The sequence below is a fragment of the Paenibacillus sp. CMM36 genome, assembly GCF_053570945.1.
Window position 1 is genome coordinate 566,287 of record NZ_JBSEDY010000001.1, and the last position, 20,277, is coordinate 586,563.

Here is a 20,277-nt window from a genome sequence, read left to right on the forward strand (position 1 = left end):
ATTAAGCTCCTTTAGTTTGGGCAGCTGTTGCTGTCCGAACAATGTCTCCCAGTTCCCGAATCGAATGAAGCCCGCGATTGCGAAGAACCAAGGATTTACCGATAGATAACGCCAGACGTTCCGCAGCTTCCTTGAGGTCAGGATCGGCTATTGTCTCGATATCTGCCACATGCGACAGGCTGATGATACGGCGGATCACTTTGCACCCTGCAAAACCAATCGTATCTTGCAGTACTTTCTGGAGATACAAGTCCTGATATCCCGCTGTACGTGCCATATGATCGGTGACATGCTCGTCCCACAGTTTGCGGAACCTACGCTCAAACTGCTCCCATACCTGAATGGCAGTCTCCAGAACCCAGTCGCGCCTTTCTTTTAGAGCCGTCTCACCAGAGGTCCATCCGGGCTGTGCAGCGTAGTTCAACAGCAGATTGGCGATCACCGCTCCGATATCAAAGCCCATGGGTCCGTAGTAGGCAAATTCAGGATCAATGACTTTAGTCGATTCGGTCGTTACAAAAATGCTACCAGTATGAAGGTCACCGTGCAGAAGCGCTTCGGTTCGTGTCAAAAACTTTTCTCGCAGCAAAGCCACTTCCAGATGAAGCGCTTGATCTGTACGGAGTGCCTCTGCTTCGTCTTCGATGTACGCACCATAGTTGTTATTATCTGAGAACCGATACGGTTCATCCAGAATCAGATCCTCAGTTATTTTGCAGAGATCCGGGTTGATAAAACGTTTGACTAGGTCTTTTTTATCCTGCTGATTCATGCCCAAATCTGAGGTGAAGAAGAGCGTGCGTGCCAGAAACTCCCCAATATGATTAGCGAAATATGGATATGTGTTTCCTTCTATTAGCCCCTTGCGCATGATGGTGTGGGAGCTAAGATCCTCCATCACGGTCAATGCAAGCTCATCGTCATACGCCAGTATCGCAGGAACCAATTCGGGGCAAATGTGGTGCTCCTGCTGAAGGGCCTCGCGTTCAATACGGGCACGATCCAGTGAGAGCGGCCAGGATTCACCCACAATTTTTACATAAGGAAGTGCCTGCTTGGCAATGATACTCTTGTTAGATTCAGAATCCGTAATATGAAAAACCAGATTTAGGTTACCATCACCGATTTCCCGGCATTCCAGACGAGCTTCCTGACTAAAAAATCCGGGGATGTTCTTCACGAATTCGATTGCTTCTTCAGTCGTTAAAGGATGATATTGGGACAACGAAGTCACCTCCATAAATTGTGCACATGTAAATAGTCTGGGAATATCACAATATTAAACCAAGTATTTTGATAGGATAGAGAAAGTATAACGAAAATCATTGAAGTTTTGTACATTTTTTTTATGGAGGATCGAAAGAGGGAGAAAGGAGAACTCTTCTTTTTGTTTCGTTTCCGTATAGAGAGGGTAAGTATGAAACAGACGTCCGGCAGGTGATTAGGATGCCCGCTGGCGTCTTACCGTCAGCAATGACGGTGATGGATACGTAAACGTTCCTGAAAATCAATTTGATGAAAAAGGAAGGGATTTATGATGGCTAAAACAACAAGTAACTCGAAAAATACGCAAACCAAATCGGTGGAGGAACTTTTAAACCGTCAAGTCGCTAACCTCAATGTGTTATATGTAAAAATTCATAACTATCACTGGTATGTGAAAGGCTCCAGTTTCTACACACTCCATGTTAAATTTGAAGAGTTATACAATGAAGTGACATTGAAAATGGATGAGATCGCCGAGCGTTTGCTCGCGTTGAAAGGTTCACCTTCCGCAACATTGAAGGAGTACCTGGAGCTGTCGTCGATTCAGGAAGCAACCGGCAACGAAGATGCTCCCAAGATGGTACAAACCTTGATCGAGGATTTTGCAACGGTATGCGAGGAGTTTCAGGAAGGTATTGAACTGGCGGAAAGCAATTCCGACCAGCCAACTGCAGATTTGCTGATCGGCTATAAAGCGGATCTGGAGAAACATATGTGGATGCTTCGCTCTTATTTGGGCTAATTGTAGTGATGGGATTACGCTTTGAAATAAACTTTTTACATGTAAAACTACTGACGTCATGCTGTCAGTAGCGTTTTTATGGCTGAAAAGAGATCATGTACCTCGTGTTTTTTGTACAAATTTATAATTATATAAACATTCGCAGGATGTATTTTGCCATTTGTGTGCTTGGTAGGGTGAACATTTTATGAAGAAAGTTGGATAACGTGTGTCTGTTGGTTGCACCCTTCAAGATATTTATTATAAAATAACTTGAGAATCATTGAGAATCAGTTTAGAATGATTATAAATAAATTTTTAAATATTACTTGAAATCAGGGGGCTCCCCTGTTTAAATATACTTTCTGATTTCGACACCACACTACATTTTTTGGAGGGTATTGCGAATATGGCTACAAACTTTAAGATTGAAGGTCTCAAAGCGACCATTGAAGGCAAGGAAATTTTGAAAGGTATTAACCTCGAAATGAAGGGCGGAGAAATCCATGCCATCATGGGTCCTAACGGTACGGGTAAAAGTACACTTGCGTCTGCTTTGATGGGTCATCCAAAATATGAAGTCACAGATGGTAAAGTAACTTTGGATGGAGAAGACGTGCTGGATATGGAAGTGGATGAGCGTGCACGTGCAGGATTGTTCTTGGCGATGCAGTACCCGAGTGAAATTGCAGGGGTAACGAACTCCGACTTTTTGCGTAGTGCGATCAACGCGCGCCGTGAAGAAGGACAAGAAATCTCCTTGATTAAGTTTATCCGTCAAATGGAAAGCAAAATGAAAGAGCTTGAAATGAACCCTGAGTTTGCTCACCGTTACCTGAACGAAGGCTTCTCTGGTGGTGAGAAAAAACGGAATGAAATTTTGCAAATGATGATGATTGATCCGAAAATTGTCATTCTTGATGAAATCGACTCCGGTCTGGATATCGATGCTTTGAGAATCGTGGCTAACGGTGTGAACGCTATGCGTTCCGAAGATCGTGGTTTCCTCGTGATTACTCACTACCAACGTCTGTTAAACTACGTTAAACCAGATTATGTACACGTGATGATGCAAGGACGTATCGTTAAATCCGGGGGTCCTGAGCTTGCTGAGCGTCTGGAAGCAGACGGTTACGACTGGATCAAGGAAGAGCTGGGTATCGTTGATGAAACTGTAGGACAAGAGGCGTAAGCCGGAAGCGAGGAGGAAAACTAATGACTACACAAACAATCCTTCCGGTAGATTCCGAGCAACTGCGTGTTCTGTCCGAACGTAACGGCGAACCATCTTGGCTGGCTGAAGACAGACAAAAAGCACTTGAGCTTGCAGGCAAACTGGAGCTTCCGGTATTTGAAAAAACAAAAATCGAACGTTGGAAATTAAACGATTACGGTCAACATAAACAGAGCGAGGTCATTGCATCGGTAGGGCAGGTTCCTGCAGCCATTGCTGATCTGGTTAAAGAGCAACAGGAGGGCGGTCTGATTATTCAGCGCAACTCCGGTGCGGTATATGTGAAGCTGAGTGAGAAATTGGCGGCGCAAGGCGTCATTTTCACGGATTTACAAACAGCGGTTAAAGAGCATGCTGATTTGGTTAAAGCTCATCTGAACACAGTGATTAAGGCAGAAGAGAATTCATTATCTGCATTGCACGCAGCACTCTGGAACGGTGGAGTATTTGCTTATGTGCCTAAAAATGTAGAACTGAACGTTCCGCTTCAAGCTGTATTCCTGACAGACGATGCGACTGCAACGTTTGCGCCGCATGTGCTGCTTATTGTCGAAAGTCATAGTTCCGTGACGTACGTAGACAACTATGTATCTGCGGATTTGGCGGCACCTGTTCTTCATAACGGTGCGGTAGAAGTTGTTGCAAATGCTGGGGCTAAAGTTCGCTATGCGACAGTCCATCAGTTTGGAGAGCAAGTAACGGATATTTCAATTCGTCGTGCCACGTTGGGAAATGACGCAGCTATCGAATGGATTGTGGGCGAAATGAACAACGGCAATACAGCAAGCAATACCATGTCCGTGCTCAAAGGCAATGGCTCCAATTCGGATGCCAAGATCATTGCTGTAGGTTCCGGCTCACAAAAGCTGAACTATACGACACAAGCACAGCATTTCGGCAAAAATTCCGCTAGTCAGATGATAACGCGCGCAGTGATGCGTGAAGAAGCGTCTTCCATCATTAACGGAATTACAAAAATTGAAAAAGGTGCTACCAAAGCAGATGGTCAGCAAACAGAACGTGTTCTGATGCTCAGCCCGAAAGCGCGTGGTGACGCTAACCCAATCCTGCTGATTGATGAAGATGATGTAACAGCAGGTCACGCAGCATCGGTTGGTCAGGTTAACCGTGAACAAGTGTATTACTTGATGTCCCGCGGAATTAGCCGGGCAGAAGCTGAGCGTCTGATTATTTATGGCTTCTTGGCACCTGTCGTATCTGAGATTCCGCTCGAAGGACTTCAACATCAGCTGCAAAGCCTTGTTGAAAGGAAGTTAGGCCAATGAATACTGCATTGATCCGTGAACAATTCCCGATTTTACATCAGGAGATTAACGGTCATCCGCTGGTTTATTTGGATAATGCGGCTACTTCGCAAAAACCGCTGGCGGTCATCGAGGCGATCAAGCACTACTACGAATATGATAACTCAAATGTTCACCGTGGTGTGCATACCTTGGGTAGCCGGGCGACGGATGCTTATGAAGGTGCGAGGGAGAAGGTAGCTCGCTTTCTGAATGCCAAGCGCAGTCAGGAAATTATTTTTACACGCGGAACAACAACGGCGCTGAATCTGGTGGCTTCTTCTTATGGTAGAGCTAACTGTAAGGAGGGTGATGAAATTGTCATCACACAAATGGAGCATCACAGTAATCTGATCCCGTGGCAACAGGTAGCCAAAGCCACAGGCGCAACTTTAAAATATATTCCACTTCAAGAGGATGGTAGCGTTGATCTTGCTGATGTGGAGAATACTATTACAGAAAACACCAAAATTGTAGCGATTGCGCATGTCTCCAATGTGCTTGGTGTTGTGAACCCTGTCAAAGAGATTGCAGCTATTGCGCATCGCACAGGCGCAGTTATCGTTATAGACGGTGCACAAAGCACACCACATATGAAAGTAGACGTGCAAGACATCGATGCTGACTTTTATGCCTTTTCGGGTCACAAAATGTGTGCGCCTACTGGGATCGGGGCACTGTACGGCAAGAAGGCGCTGCTGGAAAATATGGAGCCCATTGAGTTCGGCGGGGAAATGATCGACGATGTGGGATTGTATGAATCCACATGGAAGGAGCTGCCTTGGAAATTCGAAGGTGGAACTCCGATTATCGCTGGAGCTGTTGGTTTGGGAGCTGCTATTGATTTTCTGGAAAGCATCGGAATGGACGCCATTGCACAGCATGAGAGCCGTTTGTCCAACTATGCCCTCAAACGTCTCCGTGAAGTGGAGGGGTTGACGATATACGGACCGGCAGAACGTCATGTTGGGCTCGTAACATTCAACCTGGATGATGTGCATCCGCATGATGTAGCTACTGTACTGGATAGCAAAGGGGTGGCTGTACGTGCGGGACATCATTGCTGCCAGCCATTGATGCGCTGGCTGAAAGCCAGTGCAACTGCACGTGCCAGCTTTTATCTCTATAACACGGAAGAAGAAGTCGACGCTCTGGTCAGCGCCTTAATCCAAACAAAGGAGTATTTTGGCGATGCAACTTGATGACTTGTACCGACGCGTGATTATGGATCATTATAAAAATCCGCGCAATCGCGGACGTTTTGAGGATGATGCCGTTACGGTGGATTTGAATAATCCTACGTGTGGTGACCGGATTTCCCTTCAACTCAAAACGAAAGACGGCGTGGTCGAAGATGCCCGTTTTACTGGTGAAGGCTGCTCGATTAGTATGTCCTCAGCTTCGATGATGACAGAAGCAGTCAAAGGAAAAACGATTGATCAGGCATTGGATATGGCAAGCCGCTTCTCTTCTTTAATGAAGGGGGAAGCCGTCGAATTTGATGATTATGAAGAATTGGAAGCTTTGTCAGGCGTAAATAAGTTCCCGGCCCGCATCAAATGTGCGACACTGGCTTGGAACGCGCTGCGCAAAGGGATTGATGAAGATAAATAATTTAAATAGAACAGAGGAGGTTTGAGAAACATGGCCAAGAAAGCACCGGAAATGGAAGAGTATAAATACGGCTTTCGTGACGAGCACAAGTCCATTTTCCAAACAGGTAAGGGTCTCACTCCGGAAATCGTAAAGGAAATCTCCAAAATTAAGGATGAGCCAGAATGGATGCTGGAGTTCCGTCTGAAGGCACTGAAGCAGTTTGAAAAAATGCCAATGCCAAACTGGGGCGGAGATATGGATGAACTGGATTTCAACGATATCCAGTACTATGTAAGACCTTCCGAGAAACAAGGGAAGACGTGGGAAGAGGTTCCTACGGAAATTAAAGAAACCTTTGATAAACTGGGTATTCCCGAGGCGGAGCAAAAGTTTTTGGCTGGTGTATCCGCACAGTATGAATCCGAGGTTGTCTACCACAGTATGCAAAAGGAACTGGAAGATCAAGGCGTTATTTTCATGGATACCGATACGGCGTTGCGTGAGCATCCTGAGATTCTGAAAGAGTATTTTGCAACAGTTGTACCTCCTGCGGACAATAAGTTTGCAGCACTGAACAGTGCGGTATGGTCAGGCGGGAGCTTCATCTATGTACCAAAAGGTGTGAAATGTGAAGTTCCATTGCAGGCTTACTTCCGTATCAACTCGGAAAACATGGGTCAATTTGAGCGTACGCTCATAATTGCTGACGAAGACAGCTTTGTGCACTATGTAGAAGGCTGTACGGCTCCGATTTACAGCACGAACTCGCTGCATAGTGCCGTAGTCGAAATTATTTGTAAGAAGAACGCACGCGTTCGTTATACAACGATCCAGAACTGGGCACCAAACATTTATAACCTGGTAACCAAACGTGCGGTTGCAGAAGAAAATGCAACGATGGAATGGGTCGATGGTAACATCGGTTCCAAGTTGACGATGAAGTATCCAGCCGTTGTATTGAAGGGCCGTGGAGCGAAAGGGATGGTCTTGTCCATCGCTGTTGCAGGCAAAGGCCAGCATCAGGATGCAGGTGCGAAAATGATCCACTTAGCACCAGACACCACGTCCACCATTGTATCCAAGTCGATCAGTAAGCATGGCGGTAAAGTAACGTATCGCGGATTAGCTTCATTCGGTCGTCAGGCTCAAGGTGCAAAATCCAATATCAAGTGTGATACGTTGATTTTGGATAATCAATCAACCTCAGATACTATTCCTTATAATGAAATCATGAATGATGACATCACGCTTGAGCACGAAGCAACGGTTTCCAAGGTATCGGAAGATCAGCTGTTCTATCTGATGAGCCGTGGTTTGACTGAAGCAGAGGCAACGCAAATGATCGTTATGGGCTTTATTGAGCCATTCACAAAAGAACTGCCGATGGAATATGCGGTAGAGATGAATCGTTTGATCAAGTTCGAGATGGAAGGCAGTATTGGTTAAAATCCATTAACCCTTGGTGTCACGAGTTTTTGAAGTAATCTTAAGCTTGTTAAATCCGAGTCATGTCGATTTTATGCCGACTCGGATTTCCTGCTAGTCTAGGAGATGAACTTTTTAAGTTCGTCTTCTTTTGTTTTTTCTGTGATACCTAAGTCCATAAGCCTTCTTTCTACTACAAAAAAAAAAATTATGCTTAGGACTGCAGATAGTTGCCTAGCACTTATGTATATTTGCTTAATAGGATGTTGTGAGTGACATAAACATAAGGAGGCATGCCAACAGATGCAGAAGAACAAAGCTGGAGTGAAGAAGAAAACCCTCTCTTCTAAGCAGACACAGAGACATGTACATGAATTTGAAGGAAGCACCAAACTGGCCGAAGAAGGTGCAGACCGACATAACCACCGCTTTGCAGGTGTTACTGGGCAAGCGATTCGAGTTGGAAGAAGTCATGTCCATGAAATTGATCTTACGAAAACTGATTTCGTGAACCATTTTCATAATCTGAGAAGGATTAGAACAGGGCCCGCTATTCCAGTCGGAAATGGTAAGCATGTACATTTTGTTACGGGCCAAACTACATTAAATGATGGTCATGTACACCAGTTTAATTTTGCAACATTGATTCAGGCACCTCTTATTTAATGAACGGTGGTTTGACCGAAGCTGAGGTAACACAAATGATTGTTATAGACATCTGCTCATACAGAATGAGAGCATCGTCTTTGAAATCAAAAAGCTCTGCTAACCATAATTGGTCGGCAGGGCTTTTAGACTTACATTAATTCTGTACTTCATGATTTATGATCGGCTATGATTTTATGCCTTATGATAAGCCGCCTTATTCGAATTTTAAGTATATATTTTTTGTTTTATTTTTATGGTCAGTGTCACCAATAAGCTATCTTTAATGTTGGGACAGCTCGTCTGCCACTTGTTTATTTATCTGAAGTTTTATGGTCTAAGTCATGATGTAACTCGGTTGCTGGTATTTTGGCATTATAGATTTGTCCTTTGGCAACAGGTTTTGAGATGTATACATAGCTCCCGGTTCCATCCGGCGCACTCCCTGTTGCCCACAAACCTTCACTAGATTCTTCGCCCTCAGACAAATTCCAAAACTCATAAGCTTCAGGCTGAGACTCTTGTTCTGCCTCAGGGGGAAAAGAAGCCGGAACCACAACACCGTTTTTCTCTTCTAATTCTTGGATTGCCGCCATCCACTGATACTGGTGATAGCGGTCACGCGCTAGCATTTTCCGTAGTGTAGCTCTGACGCTTTCATCTTGTGTCATATGATATAGCCTTGCTACCTGCAATCGACCCTGACTCTCTGCGTGCAAATTGGATCGCATATCTGCCAAAAGGTTGCCACTTGCGACGATATAAGAGCCGTTCCATGGAACTCCATTTGAATTAGTAGGCAATCCGCCTAGACCGCTGACCAGCAAGTGCTGTGGGTTAATTCCCCCCATTATGGCAGCTGTAACAGGGTCTTTTGCAGCTTGTTCTTGATCTTCTGGTTTAGCTCCATCAAGTAGTTGACTAATTAAAGCACATAGCATCTCCACATGCCCTACTTCTTCAGTTCCAATATCCATCAGCATATCTTTATATTTTTCATCACCGCGACAGTTAAACCCTTGAAATAAATATTGCATCATCACGGTCATTTCTCCAAATTGCCCTCCCAAAACTTCTTGTACCTGCCGGGCAAAAAGAGGATCAGGACGCTCTACTTTCACTTCAAACTGCAACTCTTTTTGATGTCTAAACATATTTACTCCTCCTATAGCTAAAGCAACTTAGTGAATTCTAACTGTATTTAACCTTTTCAAGATGTAATAAAACGAGGAGCAGCATCACAACAATCTGATACGGGTCTTTATTCTGTTTGTTTGGTTTGTATATAAATTATTAAAGAGGGAAGCCTATGTTTCACTTTAAAATGAAGAGTCTAAGGAGGGTATTTGAATTGTATTTTTATAAAGAAGATTTAATTAACTTAATAGTACCCGATAAGCCCGATCCAGCTGCTGCTAAAGTGATTCAAGAAGTGTTAGGTGGTCGATTCGGAGAAATGCGTACTATGATGCAGTTTTTCTTTCAAAGTAATAATTTTCGTGGTAATGCTGTGCAGTACAGGGATTTGATACGAGGAGTTTTTCTAGAGGAGCTTAGTCATGTTGAACTGGTCCAACATACTATAAATCAACTTCTGACTGGCTCAGGCGCAGACCAAGCCGGCGATGCGGGAATGGATCATGCTCCTTTAGATGAGGCGATAAAACACGCAAATCCTCATCATTTTATTATGGGAGCCCAAAGTTCCTTACCTGTTGATGCAAGTGGGAATCCTTGGCTAGGTAGTTATGTTTATTCCCACGGGAATCTGGTTAGTGATTTGCTTGATAATCTCGTACTCGAATCTACAGGGGTTCTACAAAAATCCCGAATTTACGAAATGAGCTCGAACAAAACATTCCGGGAAACGTTGGCTTTTTTGATTGTGAGGGATAATGCTCATCAAAACGCGTTTGCCAAAGCATTAGAGACACTTGGAGTTGATTGGGGAAAATTGTTCCCAGTTCCAAATTACGATATTAACAAGTATCCAGAATGCCGGAAGTATGTTGAGATGGGCTTTCACAATGCGCAGTTTAATTTTCGATTGGATTCTACCCGTATTGGGGAAATATTCAATGGGCAAACTCCAAGCAGAAACGGTGGGGATTTGAGTGTAATAGATCCTCCTGAGGGTTTTCCTCTTCCGTATATGCCCGAATTGCCTAATGAACATAGTCCAGGGCTACACGATCTTACCACTTAGAATTAAACCATAAATAAAGATAGTAACGAGGTTAATATCCGTAACTTAAAAAGAGGCTGTCCTTCGTAGAAGAACCTACGAATCAAGGACAGTCTCTTTTTATTCGCGTAGTCTGTGCTTCGGCAAAACATTTCGTTCCACCGAAGTAACGCCGGGAGGCAGTAGCGGATCAGGATTCCAAATAAATTTCATCAATGGATACATGGCGTTCCCTAGACAAATCTACATATTCATCATCGTTAATTCTTACTAAGGGTCTGAAGTAATCAGCAGGATTGTTCAGAATGATCGTTCCTGTCTGACCTGTAGTCAACAGAACCTGCTTATTAATGAAATTAGGAAGCATGTGTCTGATGAACACTTGGGTAGCTTCTGGGTTTAGATGTCCAAAACTCATACTGTGCAGCTCGCGTAATACGGTGAGTAGCTCCTGCTTCGTCTGATACACACGATTGGAAATCATCGCGCTATACACGTCGGCAATAGCTGTTATGCTGGCAAAAGGATGAATTTCTTCCTTGAACAGACCATGGGGATATCCACTTCCATCTTCACGCTCATGATGCTGTAAGGCGACAATTGCAGAAATCTCATCGCTGGTTGAATTGCGAATAATATCATAGCCATATAGCGAATGTTTCTTCATTTCATGAAATTCTTCAGGTGTCAGTTTATCCGGTTTGTTCAAAATTTCATCGGGTATCATGGACTTGCCTATATCATGTAAATATCCAGCTTTACCGGCGGCATATGCTTCTTCTTCCGTATATCCAAGCCATGTGGCAATGTAATATGACAGTACGCCTACTTGGAGAGAATGATTATAGGTATAGTGATCTCCCCGTTCCATAATTAACAGCAGAGATACGACATCTTTTTGACGAGCTAGCTCTGAAACGAGAGGGCCGAACAGCTCATCAACTCGATATTCATCAAATTTGCCAGTTGAGGAAGCTTCGAGAAACATGCTTTCAAAGCCACTGATCGTCTGCTCCATGAGAGGAACGGCACGTTTGAGGGACTCGGGGGAAGCTGGAACATCGGGGGCAAAGTCAACCGGAATGCTCGCAGAACCGGCATCAATGTCGATATAATCGACACCGTGCATAATGAGCTTGGAAATATCGTCATGCTGTAGCTCGGTGCCCTGAACCATGACAGGCACACCGTGCCCATTGTATGTATCGGATTTGAGGCGATCTCCTGGCTTGGCATCGGTAACGTGTACTCTCATGCGCTAACCTCCTTATTGTCGTAAATTTGTTGAAAATACGAAACAAACTTAATATATCAAGAATTATATGGGATGACAACGACTAATTTACTATTATTCCAAGCTGTAAAATAGGTCCCAGGAACCCGATTCCTATCAGATACCTACAGTAGATAACGCCAATACTTTTCACTATGTTTGTAATATGAGATTGCCCAGAGACTACAGCGAAGCTTAAGGACTATGTGCACCCATATGTACCATATTGCTAAATAACATGATATGCTTAAACATTAGAAGCTCCAAAGTCGATATATAAAATATAGAGGAGGGCGGTTATGGAGATGACGACTCGGCAAACGTTGACCATTTTGCATACCAATGATATCCATAGTCATTTTGGCAGTATGCCTTCGATAGCCGCGATGATTAATGAACGAAGAGCTGCATTAGGGGATGCGCTACTTGTGCTTGACATAGGAGACCACATGGACCGGATGGCCCCCGAAACGGAAGGAACGCTAGGCGGGGCAAATGTGGATGTGATGAATCTAACAGGATATGATGCCATTACGATCGGTAATAATGAGGGACTGACTTTTACCCCGGATATGATTGAACAGGCATATGCGGGCATTCATTGTCCGGTCATATGTGGCAATATGACTGAGTGTGCCACAGGGATGAGTCCTGCGTGGATGAAGGAATCCCTTATTGTAGACAAAGCAGGAATCAAGGTCGGTTTACTTGGTGTGACGGCTCCTTTTGTAGAGTATTATCAATTGCTGGGCTGGGATGTGCTCAATCCGTTTGATGTGCTGGGGAAGCAGATCGCGGCACTGAGAAAGCAGGTTGATGTTTTGGTCGTGATGTCGCACCTGGGTCTACCTTCCGATAAAAAGTTAGCGTCGCAATTTCCTGAAATTGACGTTATCCTTGGAGGTCACACCCATCATGTGCTGGAGGAACCGCTTTGGATCGGGAAAACAGCTTTATGTGGGGCGGGTAAGTTCGGAACGCTGCTGGGTGAAGTGACGTTAAGTCGTAACAATAGCCTCGAACCGTTTCGAGTCACGTCAGGCGGTGTAGTTCCTGTGGATCTGACAAGACTGGACGAAAAAGTGGCATCGGCCATTGTGGTGCATCGCAGACAAGCAGAGCGCGCCATGGAGAGCACGGTTGCTGTGACGGATCGGAAACTGGAGATCGCATATGATCAGGAATCCCCTTTCGGGAATATGCTGGCACAATCGGTGTCCCATTTTACAGGAACAGAAATTGCCCTCGTCAATGCGGGACAACTGCTCGGCCCATTACCTCAAGGGGATATCAGTAAAGGAATCCTGCATTCCTTATGCCCTTCACCGATTAATGCCTGTGTTATGAAGTTGCGGGGGAGCGATATTCGGTTGGCGCTGGAGCAGTCTTTGCTGCCTGAATTTGCGGACAAGCCTATGACGGGCTTTGGCTTCAGAGGCAAAGTGCTTGGTACGATGTGTGTGGAAGGCTTGGCTATTCAGTATGACCCTGGCCGTGCTCCTTATGAAAAAGTAACGGACATTCGTGTAGCAGGTCAACCTTTGGAAGAGCATGAGGAATACACAGTGGGCACGTTGGATATGTTCACTTTCAAAGCAGGTTATGAGGTGCTTGCGAACGGAACAGATCTCCGATTTATGCTTCCAGAATTTTTACGGGATTTGATTGAAATGGAGTTGAAGCGTCCGGGCGCGATGGAAGAATGTTTTGCAGCTAGGTGGCTTCAGGTATCAAAACAATCGGGAGAGGATTAAGCTGCGACTGGTACCTGTTACATTATTGAGAGCCGGCATGAAGCTGGGCAAAAAAATATACAATGAAAATGGAATGGTGCTGCTCTCGGAAGGTGTTGAGCTTACTTCGCGATTGATTGAACGTCTAGGCCAAGTCGGTATTGGATATGTATACATTGAGGATGCTGTGACAGAAGATATCGTCATTCCTGAGATGATCCATGAACAGACAAGGGCGGCGGCGCTACAGGAAATCAAAAAGCAATTTCAAGGGTTGTCATCCTACTCCGTAGATCATAAGCACAAATATTTTGGCAAGTCATTTTATAAGGTGATGGAATCTATTCTGGACGATATTGGAGGCCGGCAGGACGCCGTCATTATGTTGATGGATATTGGGGCCGCAGATCAGGATTTGTATCATCATTCTTTGAACGTATGTCTATATTCACTTGTACTGGGAATTTCCAACGGCTACGATAACAATCAGCTGATGGAGTTGGGAATAGGTTCACTACTGCACGATATCGGTAAAATGAAAATTTCACCTCAAGTACTCTATAAGCCGGGCAAATTGACCGACGAGGAATATGAGCATATGAAAACACACACGGTGATCGGCTACAAGCTGCTTAAAGACGAACCTGGAATTCCCTTGTTGTCGGCTCATTGTGCATTACAGCATCATGAGCGTATTGACGGCAGCGGATACCCACACGGTTGGAAAAAGGACCAGATCCACGAATATGCGAAATGGATCGGCCTGGCAGACTCGTACGACGCAATGACAGCAAGTCGGATATACAAGCAGGCTTTGTTGCCTTATGAGGCGATGGAAGTGCTGTACGCCGGGGCAGGAACGTTATATGAGCAGCGAATGCTGGAAGCCTTTCGTGACTGTGTAGCTATTTACCCCTTGGGACTCTCTGTGGTGCTCAACACAGGGGAAGAGGGGGTCGTGGTGCGTATACATTCCAAAATCCCGCAAAGACCCGTCATTCGCATTGTAAGGGACCGGGATGGGCAGGAAGTGAAAGCACCTTATGATGTGGATTTGTCCATATCCCTCTCGGTTATGATTACAAATACATTGGGTGCTACTCTGGCCCCTTTCGGAGGAGTACACGTAGATTAGCAGATGATGTGGAAGAAAGCATGCAGACACTTTACACATCATGATATGATAATTATACGTCTTTTGAGGTTAATAACAGAAATAAGGTGAAAACATAATGACAGTTCTACAAAATAACACGCTACCCCAAATATCGCCAACCTATGATCCGTGGGACCCGATTGTCTCATTGCGTACACATGGTCGTCATTTGCTTACGAGTGTGGAAATGACCGTAACGCATCTGTGTAATATGCGCTGTGAGCATTGCGCTGTTGGCGACATGCTGGTTATGAAGGAGGCCCCTTTCCTTCCGTTAGACCTAATGCTGAAGCGTCTGGATGAAGTCGAGCATCTGGAGACCATCAGTATTACAGGCGGGGAACCTGCTTTGCTCGATAAAACAGTGGATGAAGTGATCGTTCCACTGTTGAAATACGCCAAAGAGCGCGGTATTCGCTCGCAAATCAACTCCAATCTGACGTTAGATATTCGCAGATATGAGAAGATGCTTCCTTATCTAGATGTGATGCATATTTCGTTTAACTATTTGAATGCGGACGATTTTTATGAAGTGGGTTTTGCAAATACAGGCCGGCCGACCCCACGTGCGGGTGCTGTTCGCCTGTATGAAAAAATGATCGAGAATGCCTGCAGATTAAGTGAAATGGGAATGTTCATTTCAGCTGAATCCATGATTAATTATCGGACACACACGAAGCTGGAGGGCATTCATCAGTTGATCAACGAAATGGGATGCCGACGGCATGAGGTTCATCCAATGTATGCGTCAAATTTTGCCTCTGCTTTGCCTGTGCTTTCACTCGACGACATGCGGAACTCTATCCATAAGCTGCTGGATGTACGTAATCAGGACATGTGGATGTTGTTTGGCACATTACCGTTCTTTGCTTGTTCGGACCGGGAAGAAGACCGCAAACTGCTTCGCCGCTTGCGTCAGGAACCGAATATTACGGTGCGTAATGATCCAGACGGAAGAAACCGTGTGAATGTGAATATGTTCACGGGTAGCGTGTATGTGACGGATTTTGCAGACATTCCGGCTTTCGGCAACATTCAGGAAGACAGTCTGGACGATATTTTTGGTGAATGGCTGAATGAGCATCCGTTGAATCAGACTGTGAACTGTCATTGTGATGCTGCTGCCTGTTGTGGACCGAACCTGCTCGTAGCGGATATGTACTACAAAGGAATAGACTTTAAATCAAGAAAAGCATTACAACTATAGAAATGGGGAGTTCGTATTGGATGGTCATACCGAGTTTCATTGGGGATTGCTAGCTGTGAATCTCCTCTTGGTACTGCTGCTTGTCTTTCTAAATGGTGTATTTGTGGCCGCAGAATTTTCGTTGGTCAAAATGCGCCAATCCCGATTGACGCAGCTCCAAAGCGAGGGTCATCGCCTGGCAGGCTATGCGCTGAAGGTGAACCAAAGGTTGGATGCTTATCTGTCCGCCACCCAATTGGGCATTACGCTGGCTTCATTGGGTTTGGGTTGGATTGGAGAGCCAGCAATATCCGGCTACCTGATAGAGCCACTCATGCACAAACTCGGTGTAACTGACGGCACCCTGATTACAACGATATCCGTTGTCGTCGGATTTTGCGTAATTACCTTTTTGCATATTGTATTGGGGGAATTGGCTCCCAAGTCTTTAGCGATTCAGAAGACTGAAGGTGTGGCGTTGTTTTTATCGGCGCCTTTGCTGCTTTTTTATAAGGTCTTTCTACCTGTGATCTGGGTATTGAATGCTGCGGCAAACTTGCTGTTGCGTGCATTCGGGATTCAGCCGGCGAGTGAAGCCGAAGCGGCTCATTCAGAGGAAGAGATTCGTATATTGATGAATCAGAGCGCCAAAAGCGGTGTGATTGATAAGGACGAAATTAAGCTGATGGATAATATTTTTGATTTTTCCGACTTGCTTGCACGTGAAATCATGCTGCCGCGTACAGATATGGATTGTTTGTATACGAATTTGTCGTTTAAGGAAAATCTCAAGATTATCAGCGAGACCAAGCATTCCCGCTACCCGGTAGCGGTTGAGGATAAAGACCAGATTATCGGTTTTGTCCATATCACGGATCTTCTGCTAGCTGAGCAGGGGGAACAACTGGATCTGGCTTCGGTGGTACGTCCTATTTTGAATGTGCCGGAGTCTATGGAAGTGAGTCACGTGCTACGCCTTATGCAGAAAAAACATTCCCAAATGACTCTCGTGGTAGATGAATACGGCGGAACGGCCGGGCTGCTGACAGCGGAGGAAATTTTGGAGGAAATCGTCGGGGATCTCTATGATGAGTTTGAGGATGAACGCCCAAGCGTGGAAATCAAGGAGAACTTCATCTCTGTGGACGGTCGTATGCTCATTGAGGATGTCAATGATTTGACTGGAGTAAACATCGAAGACGACGAGGTAGATTCCATCGGAGGATGGCTGTTTAAGGAATTGGAAGGCATTCCGGTGAAAGGGAAGAAAATTGAGTTTTATAACCTTACCTTCGAGGTGGAGGAAGCAACAAGGCTTCGCATAATGAGAGTGAAGATTCACCGCAAGCCTGAGCCTGTGATTGAAGATGAGCTTTCTACCGATTGAGTCCTGATCCACAGAGATAGGTAAGATCAGTTCAGGTATGTAAGTTATTATAGTGTGCTGAAGCAAGAACCTTTAGATCCACGTTACCGTGGTTTTAAAGGTTCTTTTTGATTAGAAATAGTTCTATAGTTATTTTTTTTGAACAATTATTTTTATCTGTGATTTTTTGTTCGAGACTTGGGCGATGCGGCATATGTTGAATAGTAAAGCAGATGGATCAACCAAAGGAGGTCCCGGCCCGTGAAATTTCCACAGCAAGGTGAGTATGCCCCGTTTGTCGGCCCGTTCGATCCGTGTCCGCCCGTTCTGTGCAAGACTTATGTGCTTCCGCCAAACTTGTTTGTGCAATTTCAGCCCCCTGGTCTACCGCAATTCAGTCCAGATGAGGCGCTGACGAAGGGAACGCTATGGCCTTTGCTTTACAGCCCTTATGAGCCTAGAAGAAACCAGGGGGGAGGCGAATAGAATGGAGAATCCAAATCAGGGTCAGTCCCCATTCCAATTCCAGCAGCAAAATCAGCATGAGAGTGGACAGCAACAGCCGAATCCATATCAAAGCCCTTATTCAAATCCGTATCCATACCAGAACCAGTATCAGAACCAAACTCAGGGCTATAGTCAAGCCGGAAACCCGACCCAAGGCTGCACGTCCCAAACCAAGCCGGGGGATGCCCAGTTTTATGCGTTGCTGGAGAAGCTCCAAGCGGTGGATTTTGTGTTGGTGGAGCTGAATTTGTATCTGAATACGCACCCAGATGATTTACAGGCCATCGAGCAGTTCAATAAGCTGACGCAGGAAAGAACGGCGATTGCTAACGAGTATCAGATGCTATATGGGCCTTTACAAAATTTTGGTCGTGCCTATTCCAAGTATCCTTGGGAGTGGAGTCAATCCCCTTGGCCGTGGCAGGTCTAGGCAGGTACAACCTTTTAACAACCTTTTATAAAGGAGGGGACATGAATGTGGGTATATGAGAAGAAACTGCAATATCCCGTACGTGTCAGCAAATGTGATCCTCATATGGCCAAACTGCTTATGGAGCAGTATGGTGGAGCGGATGGCGAGCTGGCAGCGGCATTGCGCTATCTGAATCAGCGATATACGATTCCCGATAAGGTGATTGGTGTACTGAACGACATAGGCACGGAGGAATTTGCGCATCTCGAGATGATTGCGACTATGATTTATAAGCTGACCAAGGATGCGAGCGTAGAGCAAATGAAGGCTGCCGGTCTGGGTGAATATTATGCGGCACACGACCATGCGCTGTATTATCAAAACGCTGCCGGAGTTCCTTTTACAGCGGCTTATATTCAAGCCAAAGGCGATCCTATTGCCGATCTATATGAGGACATAGCGGCAGAGGAAAAGGCACGAGCTACATATCAGTGGCTGATTGATCTGACAGACGATGTGGATTTGCAAGATAGTCTGAAGTTTCTACGTGAACGTGAAATAATCCATTCGCTCCGTTTCCGTGAGTCAGTGGAAATTTTGAAGGGGGAAAGAGACCGGAAGAAAGTGTTCTGATAAAATGATATACGAGGTCTCTTGGTGAGCTTAAGCTTGCAGGAGACTTTTTTTCTTTTGAAGTAATCTAAGCTAATGAAATGGTCCTTCCCGAGGAGCAGCAATGGGCATTTATATATAAGAGGGGGTAAAAATAAAAGCCCCGAAAAATTGCAGGCTGTCCGCCGGGTATCGTGCCGAGCACATATCGGCATGATGACTAAGGTCGGCTACATTGAACGACCTTTCCCCGGCGCGTCTTTCTCATCCCTATTGCTTCAGTTGTGCGAAATACTTCTCGTTATATAAAACACTTGGATGAGTAGGGTGGTGCAACTGAGCTATGCGATGATGCGATTTTGCCTTTTCGATGTCACCGATTCGGTCGTAACACAGGCATAATTGCAAGTGTGGAAACCAGGTATAGTACGACGAATTGGTTAGGGCCATCACATCTTGTGGAGGCTCTATCAACGTTGCCTGGTGAAACCAGTAAATGGCTTGAGTATACTGTTCGTCTTCAATCAACAAATTGCCAAAGACACAGCAGAACTGGGCGCGTGGTACATCAAGGTTAAGTGTGCGAAGCAGAGCCATACGCTGCTCCTGTTTTTGACCCTGGTGGGCGTAGCAATCCGCTAGCTTAAAGCAAGCAGCAATCCGATCCTCAATCCATCCTTGATCGAGTCCCAGATAGTGCTCGTACTGCTGGATGGCTTCTAGTATGCGTCCGTTATCATATAGTTCATTTGCGAAGTAGTAGTGATCTCGCTCAGAAAATGCAGTGCCTTGCTCCCGATGCTTGAGATATATATGCAAATTACGATCAGTGTAGGCACGTGTCTTTTTATGAGTCACCGCTATATTACTGTGAAAGGTGCTGCCAGTCACATGCAGGAATTCGTGCACAAAGCCGATCCATCTGAATCTTTGATCACGCCGCACAATTCGGTTTCTTTTGAGCTTATACAACGGCTGTCCTTGTTCATCTACAGACAGCACATAATCCATCGTAATGCTGTCATAGGAGAGGGTGGCTTGTTTCTTCCAGTTGAGAAATGATATTCGGTCTTTTTCTTCCAGTATGTCATCAGCGTCCAGCCAAAATTGATATTCTTGCGTTGCCTGATCAAACGCATAATTGCGGGCTGCAGAGAAATCATCGCACCATTCAAAATGGTATACCCGAGCATTGAACGATGCAGCGACCTCTTGGGTACTGTCAGTGGAACCAGTATCTACGATAATGATTTCATCTACCAGGTCATGGACTGATTTCAGACAGGTATGAAGGGCTTCTTCTTCATTTTTGACAATCATACATAAGCTGACAGTTACCATGCTCTTTGTCCCTCCCAAAAAACTTGGTATAATCTCCATTTTATTAGGATAGCTTGCTCATTATGTAGTAATTCCGAGGGCTCGTTGAGAGGATGGTGATAATCATAAATTCAGTCTTGCTCTAATAAATTAGAAAATCAAAGTCTGATATGAGGGGGAGGAGATTGTGCGAAATTCGATATTATCAAGCGACCGGGAAATAAATTTGATGGCTAAATGTAGTTAGAAAACGGGTGGAAAACTGAAAAAGAGTAGTTGTTTGGATGGTAAGATTGTATTTTTGTATGGATGTCGTTTTCATTGATATTTCCAGGT

The 20,277-nt window shown here is 45.0% G+C and carries 19 protein-coding genes; 15 read left to right on the forward strand and 4 right to left on the reverse strand.

Features of this window, described 5'->3' with window-relative positions:
• Window position 1: 1 nt before the first annotated feature.
• Window positions 2–1,225, reverse strand: coding sequence for an S-methyl-5-thioribose kinase (gene mtnK, locus ACWA2B_RS02840; RefSeq protein ID WP_029516584.1), 1,224 nt, complete (start codon window positions 1,223–1,225; stop codon window positions 2–4).
• 312 nt (window positions 1,226–1,537) lie between these two features.
• On the opposite strand from mtnK, the gene ACWA2B_RS02845 reads away from it, so the two are divergent.
• The 7 genes from ACWA2B_RS02845 to ACWA2B_RS02875 all read left to right on the forward strand — a co-directional run bounded on the left by ACWA2B_RS02845 (window position 1,538) and on the right by ACWA2B_RS02875 (window position 8,212).
• On the forward strand, window positions 1,538–2,008 hold the full coding sequence (locus ACWA2B_RS02845) for a Dps family protein (protein WP_013309551.1): 471 nt from the start codon (window positions 1,538–1,540) through the stop codon (window positions 2,006–2,008).
• Window positions 2,009–2,396: 388 nt separating this feature from the next.
• Window positions 2,397–3,179 carry a Fe-S cluster assembly ATPase SufC gene (sufC, locus tag ACWA2B_RS02850; RefSeq protein WP_029516585.1) on the forward strand — a complete coding sequence of 261 codons (783 nt, stop codon included), beginning with the start codon at window positions 2,397–2,399 and terminating at the stop codon, window positions 3,177–3,179.
• Between the two features lie 23 nt (window positions 3,180–3,202).
• Complete coding sequence (gene sufD / locus ACWA2B_RS02855; RefSeq protein ID WP_318626787.1) at window positions 3,203–4,507, forward strand: Fe-S cluster assembly protein SufD; 1,305 nt, start codon at window positions 3,203–3,205, stop codon at window positions 4,505–4,507.
• Window positions 4,504–5,727, forward strand: a complete 1,224-nt coding sequence (locus ACWA2B_RS02860; protein ID WP_165145264.1) for a cysteine desulfurase — start codon at window positions 4,504–4,506, stop codon at window positions 5,725–5,727. The genes sufD and ACWA2B_RS02860 overlap by 4 nt, the downstream gene beginning before the upstream one ends.
• Window positions 5,717–6,139: a Fe-S cluster assembly sulfur transfer protein SufU gene (sufU, locus tag ACWA2B_RS02865; RefSeq protein ID WP_013309555.1), complete on the forward strand. Its 423-nt coding sequence runs from the start codon at window positions 5,717–5,719 to the stop codon at window positions 6,137–6,139. Before ACWA2B_RS02860 ends, sufU begins: the two co-directional genes overlap by 11 nt.
• 30 nt (window positions 6,140–6,169) lie before the next feature.
• Entirely contained in the window at window positions 6,170–7,567 is a 1,398-nt protein-coding gene (sufB, locus tag ACWA2B_RS02870) for a Fe-S cluster assembly protein SufB (RefSeq protein ID WP_013309556.1), read from the forward strand.
• Between the two features lie 282 nt (window positions 7,568–7,849).
• Complete coding sequence (locus ACWA2B_RS02875) at window positions 7,850–8,212, forward strand: YmaF family protein (RefSeq protein ID WP_029516587.1); 363 nt, start codon at window positions 7,850–7,852, stop codon at window positions 8,210–8,212.
• 293 nt (window positions 8,213–8,505) lie between these two features.
• Here the strand turns inward: ACWA2B_RS02875 and ACWA2B_RS02880 are convergent, their stop codons facing one another.
• Window positions 8,506–9,345: a manganese catalase family protein gene (locus tag ACWA2B_RS02880; protein ID WP_029516588.1), complete on the reverse strand. Its 840-nt coding sequence runs from the start codon at window positions 9,343–9,345 to the stop codon at window positions 8,506–8,508.
• A gap of 197 nt (window positions 9,346–9,542) precedes the next feature.
• On the opposite strand from ACWA2B_RS02880, the gene ACWA2B_RS02885 reads away from it, so the two are divergent.
• A complete protein-coding gene (locus tag ACWA2B_RS02885; protein ID WP_029516589.1) occupies window positions 9,543–10,397 on the forward strand; it encodes a manganese catalase family protein in 855 nt (284 codons plus the stop codon).
• Window positions 10,398–10,566: 169 nt separating this feature from the next.
• Here the strand turns inward: ACWA2B_RS02885 and ACWA2B_RS02890 are convergent, their stop codons facing one another.
• Window positions 10,567–11,631: an HD-GYP domain-containing protein gene (locus ACWA2B_RS02890; RefSeq protein WP_029516590.1), complete on the reverse strand. Its 1,065-nt coding sequence runs from the start codon at window positions 11,629–11,631 to the stop codon at window positions 10,567–10,569.
• 317 nt (window positions 11,632–11,948) lie between these two features.
• On the opposite strand from ACWA2B_RS02890, the gene ACWA2B_RS02895 reads away from it, so the two are divergent.
• The 7 genes from ACWA2B_RS02895 (at window position 11,949) to ACWA2B_RS02925 (ending at window position 18,642) form a co-directional block, all read left to right on the forward strand.
• Window positions 11,949–13,403, forward strand: coding sequence for a bifunctional metallophosphatase/5'-nucleotidase (locus ACWA2B_RS02895; protein ID WP_322251417.1), 1,455 nt, complete (start codon window positions 11,949–11,951; stop codon window positions 13,401–13,403).
• Window positions 13,357–14,517, forward strand: a complete 1,161-nt coding sequence (locus ACWA2B_RS02900; protein WP_449291677.1) for an HD-GYP domain-containing protein — start codon at window positions 13,357–13,359, stop codon at window positions 14,515–14,517. The genes ACWA2B_RS02895 and ACWA2B_RS02900 overlap by 47 nt, the downstream gene beginning before the upstream one ends.
• A gap of 97 nt (window positions 14,518–14,614) precedes the next feature.
• A complete protein-coding gene (yfkAB, locus tag ACWA2B_RS02905) occupies window positions 14,615–15,745 on the forward strand; it encodes a radical SAM/CxCxxxxC motif protein YfkAB (protein ID WP_340884910.1) in 1,131 nt (376 codons plus the stop codon).
• Window positions 15,746–15,761: 16 nt separating this feature from the next.
• Window positions 15,762–17,111, forward strand: coding sequence for a hemolysin family protein (locus tag ACWA2B_RS02910; protein WP_029516594.1), 1,350 nt, complete (start codon window positions 15,762–15,764; stop codon window positions 17,109–17,111).
• Between the two features lie 240 nt (window positions 17,112–17,351).
• On the forward strand, window positions 17,352–17,576 hold the full coding sequence (locus tag ACWA2B_RS02915; RefSeq protein ID WP_029516595.1) for a spore coat associated protein CotJA: 225 nt from the start codon (window positions 17,352–17,354) through the stop codon (window positions 17,574–17,576).
• A gap of 1 nt (window position 17,577) precedes the next feature.
• Window positions 17,578–18,027, forward strand: coding sequence for a spore coat protein CotJB (locus tag ACWA2B_RS02920; RefSeq protein ID WP_081317561.1), 450 nt, complete (start codon window positions 17,578–17,580; stop codon window positions 18,025–18,027).
• 45 nt (window positions 18,028–18,072) lie between these two features.
• The gene (locus tag ACWA2B_RS02925; protein WP_029516597.1) at window positions 18,073–18,642 is read left to right on the forward strand and encodes a manganese catalase family protein; all 570 of its coding nucleotides are present in this window, start codon (window positions 18,073–18,075) and stop codon (window positions 18,640–18,642) included.
• Between the two features lie 249 nt (window positions 18,643–18,891).
• Here the strand turns inward: ACWA2B_RS02925 and ACWA2B_RS02930 are convergent, their stop codons facing one another.
• The gene (locus ACWA2B_RS02930) at window positions 18,892–19,962 is read right to left on the reverse strand and encodes a glycosyltransferase (RefSeq protein ID WP_449291678.1); all 1,071 of its coding nucleotides are present in this window, start codon (window positions 19,960–19,962) and stop codon (window positions 18,892–18,894) included.
• Window positions 19,963–20,277: the final 315 nt, after the last annotated feature.